The sequence below is a fragment of the Actinomadura rupiterrae genome, from assembly GCF_024172125.1.
GTDB classification, from domain to species: domain Bacteria; phylum Actinomycetota; class Actinomycetes; order Streptosporangiales; family Streptosporangiaceae; genus Spirillospora; species Spirillospora rupiterrae.
On sequence record NZ_JAMZEA010000005.1, the window covers coordinates 607,805 to 618,520 of the forward strand.

At 73.2% G+C, this 10,716-nt stretch carries 8 protein-coding genes; 3 read left to right on the forward strand and 5 right to left on the reverse strand.

Features of this window, described 5'->3' with window-relative positions; all coding sequences use genetic code 11:
* Positions 1–130: 130 nt before the first annotated feature.
* Entirely contained in the window at positions 131–721 is a 591-nt protein-coding gene (locus tag FHU30_RS19615) for a TetR/AcrR family transcriptional regulator (RefSeq protein ID WP_253877644.1), read from the forward strand.
* A gap of 19 nt (positions 722–740) precedes the next feature.
* Here FHU30_RS19615 and FHU30_RS19620 read toward each other — a convergent pair whose 3' ends face one another.
* Genes FHU30_RS19620 through FHU30_RS19635 form a run of 4 tightly spaced genes read right to left on the reverse strand, consistent with a single transcriptional unit; the run spans position 741 to position 5,815 of the window.
* Positions 741–1,187, reverse strand: a complete 447-nt coding sequence (locus tag FHU30_RS19620; RefSeq protein WP_253877646.1) for a hypothetical protein — start codon at positions 1,185–1,187, stop codon at positions 741–743.
* Between the two features lie 5 nt (positions 1,188–1,192).
* The gene (locus tag FHU30_RS19625; protein WP_253877648.1) at positions 1,193–2,065 is read right to left on the reverse strand and encodes an ABC transporter permease; all 873 of its coding nucleotides are present in this window, start codon (positions 2,063–2,065) and stop codon (positions 1,193–1,195) included.
* Entirely contained in the window at positions 2,062–3,054 is a 993-nt protein-coding gene (locus FHU30_RS19630; protein ID WP_253877650.1) for an ABC transporter ATP-binding protein, read from the reverse strand. Before FHU30_RS19630 ends, FHU30_RS19625 begins: the two co-directional genes overlap by 4 nt.
* A complete protein-coding gene (locus FHU30_RS19635; RefSeq protein ID WP_253877651.1) occupies positions 3,047–5,815 on the reverse strand; it encodes a bifunctional YncE family protein/alkaline phosphatase family protein in 2,769 nt (922 codons plus the stop codon). The genes FHU30_RS19630 and FHU30_RS19635 overlap by 8 nt, the downstream gene beginning before the upstream one ends.
* A 218-nt stretch (positions 5,816–6,033) precedes the next feature.
* Here FHU30_RS19635 and FHU30_RS19640 point away from each other — a divergent pair, with 218 nt between their 5' ends.
* Entirely contained in the window at positions 6,034–8,154 is a 2,121-nt protein-coding gene (locus FHU30_RS19640; protein ID WP_253877652.1) for a WD40 repeat domain-containing serine/threonine protein kinase, read from the forward strand.
* A gap of 122 nt (positions 8,155–8,276) precedes the next feature.
* Entirely contained in the window at positions 8,277–9,725 is a 1,449-nt protein-coding gene (argG, locus tag FHU30_RS19645; protein ID WP_253877653.1) for an argininosuccinate synthase, read from the forward strand.
* Here argG and FHU30_RS19650 read toward each other — a convergent pair.
* Positions 9,722–10,714 carry a helix-turn-helix domain-containing protein gene (locus FHU30_RS19650; RefSeq protein WP_253877654.1) on the reverse strand — a complete coding sequence of 331 codons (993 nt, stop codon included), beginning with the start codon at positions 10,712–10,714 and terminating at the stop codon, positions 9,722–9,724. The genes argG and FHU30_RS19650 overlap by 4 nt on opposite strands.
* Positions 10,715–10,716: the final 2 nt, after the last annotated feature.

A 10,716-nucleotide genomic window follows, 5' to 3' on the forward strand; every position in this document is an offset into this window, starting at 1 on the left:
GGATCAACATGAGGCAGCCTCAGCTTAACAGCCGGGCTAAAGTGAGGGTGCCTCGACTTGGATCCGCCCAGCTAAGCTGAGGTAGCCTCACGTTGTCAATACCCGACGTCCCGACGCCCACGGAGGACCGGTGCCCCACCCGCACATCGCCCAGCGTCCGAAGCGCGCCGACGGGCAGCGCAACTACGACGCGATACTCGCCGCCGCCCGCGCCGCGTTCGAGCGCGACGGCGCGGACGCCTCACTGGAGGACATCGCGGCCCGCGCGGACGTGGCGATCGGCACGCTCTACCGGCACTTCCCCAGCCGCGCGTCCCTGGTGGAGGCCGCGACCCGGGACGGCCTGGTCTCGCTGGTGAACCGCGCCGAGGCGCTGGGCGCGGGCGGCGACGCGCTCGGCGCGCTCACGGCCTGGATGGACGACGCGGTGCGGCACTTCAGCACCTTCCGCGGCCTCGTCGGCATCCTCACGCAGAGCATGTACGACGAGGGCACGCCGTCCCACGAGATGTGCGGCGCGATGCACCGGAGCGGCGCCGAGCTGCTGCGCGCGGCGCAGGCGGCCGGCGCGATCCGCCCGGACCTGACCGCGACCGAGCTGTTCGACCTGCTCACCGCCGCCGCCTGGGTCCGCGAGAACGCCACGCCGGACCACGACGGCAGCACCCGCTTCCTGAGCCTCGCCCTCGAAGGGCTGAAGGTGCGGCCCGGCGCGTCCTGACGATCGGGCCCGCCCGGCGTCAGGAGAGGTCGAAGCAGCCGTCGAAGCGCCAGAGGGGGTTGGTGACGTTCGCGCCGTCCGAGGCGGTGAGCGTGGGCGTGCCGTTCAGGTCGGACGGGCCGTCGCCGTCGGCGGTGTAGCAGCCGTTCGCCTGGACGTGCAGCTGGTAGTTCGCGGACGCGGTGATCGCCGGGCCCGCGTTGAACCAGGTCAGCGTGCACGTCCAGTCGTCGCCCGCACCGCGCGTGGACGCGTTCGGGCCCGTCCCCCGGGCGCAGTCGGCGCGGGCCTTGACCGAGGCGACCGCGACCTTCCGTCCGCGCAGCTGCTGCTGCAGGACGTACAGGTTCGCGAAGGTCGGCGCGACGGCGGCGTTGACCCGGTCGCGGGTGACACCGGTCGTGTCGCAACCGGCGGCGCCGAGCAGGGCCAGGGCCGTCACGGCGAGGGCGAGAGTGCGGCGCACGGCGGTCATCCTCCGGTGATGTCGCGGCGGCGGAGCAGCGCGTACGCGCCGCCGACGCACAGGACCAGGTAGCCCGCGCTGACGGCCGCGCCCCACAGCAGCGGGCCGCGGAACGGCGGGTCGGTGAACAGGCCGTGCCAGGCGCCGAACGGCGTGGTGAGCAGCAGCGTCCGGACCGGGACGGGCAGGTCGGCCATCGAGCCGAGCTGCATCAGCAGGCCGATCACGACCGGGCCGCCGATGCCGAGCGCGCCGTTGCGGCCCGCGACCGACAGCAGCAGACCGAGGCCGGTGAAGGCGAGCACCGGCGGCAGCACCGACGCCCAGCTCGCCAGCACCAGCGCGGTGGCGTGGCCGGGCGCGAGCAGCGTGCCGGACAGCCCGACGAGCGGCTGGTGGCCGACCATCAGCACGCCCGCGACCAGGCTGGACGCCCCGAGCAGGACGGTCACGACCACGCCGTAGGTCAGGGCGGCGAGCGTCTTGCCCGCGAAGATCTGCCCGCGCGAGCGGGACCGGGTCAGGATCGTCCGCCAGGTGCCGTGCCGGTCCTCGCAGGCGAAGATGTCCCCGGCGACGACGCTGGTGAGCGCGGGCAGCGCCCACTGCCCGGCGAACCCGAGCACCACGAGCGGGACGGCGAAGCCGCTGTCGTGCACCCAGCGCCCGAACAGCGTGTCCTGCGGCGTCGTGGTCTGCATCTTCAGCGCGGCGACGAACAGAAACGGCGCGAGGACGCAGGCGAGCACGACCAGCCTCGTCCGGACCTGCCGGACGAGCTTGGCCGCCTCCCACCGGTACACGACCAGCGTCCCGCCGCGAACGGCGGCGGCCGGGGCAGGGCGGACGGCCGCACCCGCCGTGTCCAGTGCGGTCATCCCGGCACCTTCTCCAGAGTCGGTTCGGCGGCGGTCGCGGCGTCCGCCGGCCCGCCGCCGGTGAGGTCGAAGAACAGCGACTTCAGCGCGGACGTGCGGAGCGCCAGCGTCCGCACGGCGATCCCGGCGCGGCCGAGCGCGATCACGTACTCGTCCAGCCGCTCCCGCGCGGCCCGCACCGACAGCGCCTCACCGTCCGCCTCGCGAGCGACCACCAGCCCGTCCGAGGACGTGGCGACGTCCAGGGCCTTCTCGTCGTCGGACGTGGTGAGGAGGAACTCGGGGGCCGGGGCGCGGTCGCGGAGCTCGGCCATCGTGCCGTCGAAGGCGGCGCGGCCCGCGTGCATGATGGTGACGTCGTCGCAGAGGCCCTCGACCTCGTCCATGTCGTGGCTGCTCAGCAGCACCGCGACACCGTCGCCGGCGAGCCGCCGCACGAGGGCCGCGACGTCCCGCATGCCGGCCGGGTCGAGGCCGCTGGTCGGCTCGTCCAGGATCAGCAGGCGCGGGTCGCGCAGCAGCGACGCGGCGATGCCGAGCCGCTGCCGCATGCCGACCGAGTAGCCGCCGACCTTGGCCTTCGCCGCGTCGCCGAGCCCGGAGACCTCCAGCGCCGACGCGATCCGGGAGCGGGCGTCGCCGCCGTCCAGGCCCGCGAGGAGTTCGAGGTTGGCGCGTCCGGTCAGGTACGGGTAGAAGCGCGGCGCCTCGACGAACCCGGCGACGCCGTCGCGGGCGCGGGCACCGTGCTCGCCGTGCGTGCGCCCGAACAGCCGGAGGGTCCCGGCGTCCGGGCGGACGAGGCCGAGCAGCATCGACAGCAGCGTCGTCTTCCCGGCGCCGTTGGGTCCGACGAGGCCGTGCACCCGGCCGGGCCCGACCGTGAGGTCGAGCCCGGCCACGGCGACGGCGCCGTCGAAGCGGCGGGCGAGCCCGCGCGCTTCGACGGCCGCCGCCACCGCGGGCGCCTCGGAGGAGGCGTCAGCCATGGTGCGGAACCTGCGCCCGGTTGCGCGGCAGGTCGGTGTCGCCGGTGCTCTGCGGGACGTTCTGCGGGAACCTCGCGAGCACCTCGTCCGGCGTCATGACCTTGGTGTCGCCCGGGTAGGGGCGCTTCCAGCCGGTGCTGGCGTACCAGGTCAGGCGGTTGAACGGGGCGAACGCGAGGTTGTCCTCGGACTTGAAGTCCTGCTTCTGCGACCAGGTCAGCCAGGCCTTCTGCACGGGGTCGCTGACCTGCGCCGCCGACTTGTTCATGGTGTCGAGCGGGATCTGGTTCGGCACCGCCGAGTACGGCGTGAAGTCCGGCTTGTCGGTGAACGCGCCGAACATCGGCACCGCGGCGAGGTCGAGCTGGTTCATCGGCGGCAGGCCGAGGATCTGCTCGATCGTCCGGGTCACGTTGAGCTGGCTGTAGTAGGTGTGGTCGACCGCGCCGCGCTTGGCGTACGGGCTGGCGATCATGGTGACGTTGCGGTGCCCGTCCACGTGGTCGACGCCGTTCTGGGAGTCGTCCTCAATGACGAAGACCGCGCTGTCCTTCCAGAACTTCGAGTGCGAGATCGAGTCGATGATCCGGCCGGTGGCCAGGTCGTTGTCGGCGACCATCGCGGACGGCGTCGGGAAGCCGGGGCTGACGCCGTTGGTGTGATCGTCCATGACCCAGAGCATGTTCAGCGCCGGGAGCTTGCCGCTCTTCTCATAGCCGGCCAAGTCGCGCTGGAAGATGTCGGCGCGGTACTGGTCCGGGATGAGCGTCTGGAACTGCGGGAAGTCCGGCGAGAGAATCTTGCTGAGGGACGGCACGTCGGTCTTGGTGGTGCAGGTGCCCATCGGGATGTGCAGGTCGCCCTGCGCCTTGCCCTCAAGGATCTTGGAGTCCTGGTACCACTGCTGCCACGTGCCGGGGCAGTCCTTGCCGTCCTTGGTGTTGAACCACTCGGCGTACTCGCCCCAGACCTTGGCGTCCAGGCCGTGCGCCCGCGCGTTGTCCCAGAGGAACCCCGACTTGGGGTAGACCATCGCGTCCGGCTGGCCGTAGTCGCGGACGTAGTTGGCGTACGACCGCTCCAGGTAGTCGTTGACGAACCCGGCGTCGAGCCAGGTGTGGCCGGACGCGGAGTTGGTGCCGTCCGAGTACAGGTTGTCGATCAGCGGGAACCGGGACGCGAGCGCGTGCGCGTTCGGCGTGGTCTTCGCGCCGAACTGCGCCAGCTCCGGCTTGCCGTTGCCGCGCGGGTCGTCGCCGAACACCTGGTCGTAGGTCCGGTTCTCGCGGACGATCACGAACACGTGCTTGATCTTGGACGGCGAGCCGGTGCGGACCGGCACGGCGACCGGCGCGGCGCCGCGCGAGCCCTTGCGGTTGCGCTGCCGCAGGCCGTTCCACTGGTTGTTCGCGAACACCTTGGCGGTGTAGGCCGCCATCTCCTTCGGGGACGGCTTGTCGATCAGCCCGACCGTGCCGACGTCGGCGTAGACCTGGCGTCCGGTGGCCGGGTTGGTGCCGGGGCCCTGGCTGATCGTCCGGTCCGGGCCGAGCGCGCCGACGCCGGCCTGGCTCGCGACGACCAGCTTGCCGAGCGCGGCGTCCCAGTGGAGCGTTCCCGGGTACCAGCCGGTCGGGATCAGGCCGTCGAACGCGGGCTCGCGGTGGCCGCCCGCGTACTGGTAGACCGCCACCGCGTTGTCGCGGCCGAGGCTGACCGCCAGGTGCGTGGAGTCGAGGAACTCCAGCGCGTTGGGCGAGCTGCCGTACGGCTGGCCGGGCAGCGGGTTCACGTTGAACGTCCGGGCGACGCGTCCGTGGACGGTGTCGAGCACCGAGACGGTGTCGTCGCTGGAGTTGGTGACCAGCACCTCGCCGCCGTGCGCGAGCAGGCTGGACGGGTCGAGCCCGACCTTGTAGTGCCGCACGACCTTGCCGGACTCGATGTCGACCTCGGAGACGGTGCCGCTGTTCGCGCGGCCGTCGCGGCGGTCGGCGACCACCGGCGAGTCGTAGCTGAGGTTGGTGTGGTCGCCCGCGGTCGGGACGCGCCCGCCCTCGTTGCTGACGAACGCGTGCTGCCCCACGACGACCACGTCACGCGGCGCGACGCCGACCTTGGTGGGCGCGCCGAACGTGTTCGTCGCCGGGTCGAGGACCGCGATCCGGTCCCAGCCGCTGAGCGCGACGACGATGCGCTTGCCGTCCGGGGCCCAGGCGAGGCCGTTCGGGAGGGGCTGCGCGGCGCTGCCGTCCGGACCCTTCGGCACGGACGCGTCGGCCGGGATCGCGACGACGGCGGGCGCGCTGAGCGTGCCGTCCGCCGCGACCGCGAAGCGCAGGATGTTCTTGGACTGGGTGGCCCACAGCGTCCCGCCGTCGCGCGAGTACAGCAGGCCGGTCACGCCGACGTTGCCGCTGCCCGTGCCCTTCGGCGGGGTGTACTGCTGGAGCACCTTGTGGTTCACCAGGTCGACGACGGTGAACAGGCCGCTGCCGGACTTGGTGAGGTCGACGGCGGTCCTGCCGTCGGGGCGGACGGCCAGGTCCATCGGCCGTCCGGACTGCTCGATGCTCACCCCGGCGGGGGTGACGTACTGGTTGTTCGAGGTGAGGACGGAACCGTCCGACTGACGGCCCACCAGGTGGTCGGTCAGCGGCTTGTTCGCGCCCCCGGCGCCGGCCGCGTACGCGGCGGACGACACCGCGAGCACGGCGGCCGCCGTGCCGAGGAGGGGGAGGGGGAGGGACTTCCGGCGCATCAGGGCCTCCGGATCAAGGACGGATTGCCCCGCGAAGGTAGACCCGCCCCCGGCACCCCGGGCGCAACGGGACATGAACCCCCCGTGAACTCCCCCACACGCCGCGGAAGGTGGCAAATCCCCCAGCGGCTCCCGCAGCGGCTCCCGCGGCTCCCGCAGCGGCTCCCGCGGCTGCCGCGGCGGCGGCCGCCTCCAAACGAACGATATTGTCCCTTTGCATGGAGTCGTTGGGACCGGAAGATCCGGAAATGGTCGGCCCTTATCGGGTGACCGGCCGCCTGGGAGCGGGCGGCATGGGCCGCGTGTACCTGGCCGAAACCCCCGCCGGACGCCGGGTCGCGGTCAAGGTGATCCGGTCCGAGCACGCCGCCGACCCGAACTTCCGCGCCCGGTTCGCGCGCGAGGTCGAGGCGGCGCGGAAGGTGAACGACTTCTACACCGCGTCCGTCGTGGACGCCGACCCTGCGGCCGAGGCGCCGTGGATGGCGACCGCCTACGTGCCCGGGCCCTCCCTGCACGCGCTCGTCGCCGATCAGGGCGCGCTGCCGCCCGAACGCGTCCGCGCGCTCGGGGCCGGCCTCGCCGAGGGGCTCGCGGCGATCCACTCGTCCGGGCTGGTGCACCGCGACCTCAAGCCGGGCAACATCATCGTCGCCGAGGACGGCCCGCGCATCATCGACTTCGGCATCGCCCGCGCGCTCGACGCGAGCGCGATGACCGCCACCGGCGCCGTCATCGGCACCCTCGCCTACATGTCCCCCGAGCAGATCGAGGCGGACGAGGTGGGCCCGCCCAGCGACGTGTTCTCGCTCGGCGGCGTGCTCGCCTTCGCCGCGACCGGGCGCGGGCCGTTCGAGGCGTCCAGCCCGGGCGCGATCGTGCACCGCGTCGTCAGCCGCGACCCGGATCTGGACGGCGTCGAACCGTCCCTCGCCGCGGCCCTCGCGCAGTGCCTCGCCAAGGACCCCGCGTCCCGTCCCACCGCCGCCCAACTCCTGGCCGCCCTCCGCACCGACCCGGCCGCGGACACCCCGCAGCCGGTCTCCATCCAACCGTCCCCACCTGCGCGAACCCCGGAAGCCGCCGTCCCCGCGCAAGTCGCGCCCCCTCCCCCTGCCGTGGGGGTGCCGCCCGCTGCGCCCGGGCCCCAGACGATCGAGCGGCAGGGGGCGCCGGCGACGATGCCCGGCGGGCCGGTGCGCCCGCCCGCCGTGCCGCCGCTGCCCGGAGGCCCCGGACGCCCCGGACCGACGCCGCAGCAGGTCAAGCGGCGCGCGGTGCTCGCGGCGATGGCCGGGACGCTGGTCGCGGGCGGCGCGGCCGTCCTCGGCTGGAGCGAGTTCTCAGGCGACGGGGGCGGCGGGGCGCTGCGCGGCGCGACGGGCGCGTTCAAGAAGGCGTCCGGGTTCGGCGAGGGCGATCCGTCCGGGGCGCCGTTCCAGAAGCTGGAGGGCCTGCCGAAGGTCTACGAGTGGCGCTCGACGGTCTTCTCCCCCGATGGGAAGTACCTGGCCGCGGCCGGCTGGACGTCCGGCAACGAGATCGCGATAGCCGTCTACGACAACGCGAACATGAAGCTGCTCTACCAGTTCGGCGGCGGCAAGGACGGCGTGAACGTCCTGGCCTTCGACGCGACCGGCACGGAGCTGGGCGCGGGTTGCGCGGACGGGACGGTCCGGCTCTTCGACATCCGCAACGGCGCGCCCACGCTCACGCTCAAGGGCCCCAAGAACCGCGCGATGGGCCTGACCTTCTCGTTCGGGAACGGGGTCGCCGCCGGGGCCACGGACGGGGGCTGGCTCTGGCGGGACGGGCGCCTGGTGACCCGGCTCGAACGGAAGGCGAAGTACGCGGGCGAGCTGTACTCCGTCGTCTACGACCACAAGACCGAGACCTTGATCACAGCCGGGGCCGACGACAGGCTCCGCTTCTACGACGGCGAGACCGGGAAGTCCAAGGGCGAGGTGGGGACGGTCTCGGCGACCGACCTCGCGGTCTCTCCGGACGGCTCGCTGCTCGCGGTCGCCGAGTACGGGGCCTACGGCGACCAGCGGAACGTCGTCCGGCTGCGGGACCTGAACACCCGGCAGGTGATCGGCGATCTCCAGGGCCACAAGAGCGTGACCAGCGTCGCCTTCTCCGGCGACGGCAAGCGCCTCGTCAGCGCGGGCGACGACGGCGGCGAGAACGGCACGATCCGGATCTGGGACGTGGCGTCCAGGACCGAGCTGAAGAAGCTCACCACGCCCTTCCACTGCATGGACGCGAACCTCGACTGGTCGGGCACCCGGATGATCAGCGGGGGCGCCGCCCAGCCCGTCCTCTGGACCAGCCTCTAGACCCCTCGCACAAGCCCCAGTCCAGGCCGTCAACCAGGCTTTCCCGCCCCCGGCAGCGAAGTCGGGGGAGGTTTTCCGCGCCAGGCGTTGCATGCTCATGCATTGCAGTGCATACTCTTCCTATGTCCAAGGTGCTCTCCTCCCTGCCCGTCGGTGAACGCGTCGGGATCGCCTTCTCCGGCGGTCTCGACACCTCTGTCGCGGTCGCGTGGATGCGCGAGAAGGGCGCCGTGCCCTGCGCGTACACGGCCGAGCTCGGCCAGTACGACGAGCCCGACGTCGCCTCGGTGCCCGGCCGCGCCGCCCTCTACGGCGCGGAGGTCGCGCGCCTGGTCGACTGCCGCGCCGCGCTGGTGGAGGAGGGCCTGGCCGCGCTCGCCTGCGGCGCCTTCCACATCCGCTCCGGCGGCCGCGCCTACTTCAACACCACGCCGCTCGGCCGCGCCGTGACCGGCACCCTGCTGGTCCGCGCGATGCTGGAGGACGGCGTCCAGATCTGGGGCGACGGCTCCACCTTCAAGGGCAACGACATCGAGCGGTTCTACCGCTACGGCCTGCTCGCCAACCCGGCGCTGCGGATCTACAAGCCGTGGCTGGACGCCGCGTTCGTCGGCGAGCTCGGCGGCCGGCAGGAGATGTCGGAGTGGCTGCTGGAGCGCGACCTGCCCTACCGGGCCAGCGCCGAGAAGGCCTACTCCACCGACGCCAACATCTGGGGCGCGACGCACGAGGCCAAGGCCCTGGAGCACCTGGACGCCGGTGTCGAGACGGTCGAGCCGATCATGGGCGTGAAGTTCTGGGACCCGGCCGTCGAGATCCCCGCCGAGGACGTCACCATCGGCTTCGAGCAGGGCCGCCCGGTCACCGTCAACGGCAAGGAGTTCGCCTCCGCCGTGGACCTGGTGCTGGAGGCCAACGCGATCGGCGGGCGGCACGGGCTCGGCATGTCCGACCAGATCGAGAACCGCGTCATCGAGGCCAAGAGCCGCGGCATCTACGAGGCCCCCGGCATGGCGCTGCTGCACGCCGCCTACGAGCGGCTGGTCAACGCCGTCCACAACGAGGACACCATCGCCACCTACCACGCCGAGGGGCGGCGGCTCGGCCGGCTCATGTACGAGGGCCGCTGGCTCGACCCGCAGGCGCTGATGCTCCGCGAGGCGCTCCAGCGGTGGGTCGGCTCGGCGGTGACCGGCGAGGTCACGCTGCGGCTGCGGCGCGGCGAGGACTACTCGGTCCTCAACACCTCCGGCCCGGCGCTCAGCTACCACCCGGACAAGCTGTCCATGGAGCGCACCGAGGACTCGGCGTTCGGCCCGGTGGACCGGATCGGCCAGCTGACCATGCGCAACCTGGACATCGCCGACTCCCGCGCCCGGCTGGAGCAGTACGCCGGGATCGGCGTCGTCGGCGCCGGCCACCCGGCCGCGCTGCACGCCGGCGTCGGCGCGGGCACCGCCCTCATCGGCCCGATGGACGAGGGCGGCGCGGACGCCATCGCCTCGCGCGGCACCGCCCCCGGCGGCGAGGAGCTGCTCGACAGCGCCGCCATGGAGTTCGGCACCGACTAGACCCGCGCGGCCGGCCCGCCCGGGTCGAGCCAGCCGAGGGTGGCGGCGTGCCAGCCGAGCTGCATCCGGGTCTGCACGCGCGCGAGCCCCATCAGGGCGGCGACGCGGCGCTGGACGGTCCGGAGCGAGATCCCGAGCTGCTTGGCCACCGCGTCGTCGGTGTAGCCCGCGAGCAGCAGTTCGAGGAGCCGCGCGTCGGTGCCGTCCAGCGGGCCTCCCGCCGGGACCTCGGGGTCGCCCTCGGTGCTGATCGGGGTGGCCCGCATCCACTCCGCCTCGAACAGCGCGAGCAGCGCGTCCAGCAGGGCGGACTCGTGCACGACGACCGCGCCCGCGCCGTCCGGGCCGGGGGTGGCGAGGATCGGCAGGAACGCGGCCCGCCGGTCCACGATGATCAGCTTCAGCGGGACCTCGCCGGCCAGCCGCACCCGCTCGCCGTCCGGGATCGTCGCGAGCGCCGCCTGGAGCCCGCCCTGCTCCTCCAGCGCGGCGCGCTCGGCCACCACCCGGTACCGGACGCCGCGCCCGAGCGCCTGCTGCTCGGCGGTGTTCTCGGCGGCGCTCACCGCCGTCGCCGGGGCCTTGACGAACGCGAGCACCTCGCTCTCCGCGCCCATCTGGAGCAGCCGGAACCGCTCGGCGACCTGCCGCTGCCCCTGCACGACGTCGATCAGGCCGGAGATGCCGCGCCGCGCGGACGCCGCCTGGTACACCTCCTGCAGCGCGTCGATCTGGAGCTCCGCGCGCTTGATCTCGTTCTGCTGCTCGACCAGCAGCGCGCCGAGCGCGGCGGCGGGCGGCGCGGCGACGAACCGGGCGAGGTCCCGGCTGTCGTGCGAGGCGAGACCGCGCCGCTCCAGCGTGGTCAGCAGAGCGCGAGTCTCGGCGACGGGCAGCCGCAGCCGGACGGCCAGCTCGGCGGCGGACGCGGCGGGGACGGCGATCAGCTCGCGGTAGGCGAACGCCTCGTCGGGGGTCAGTCCGAACACGC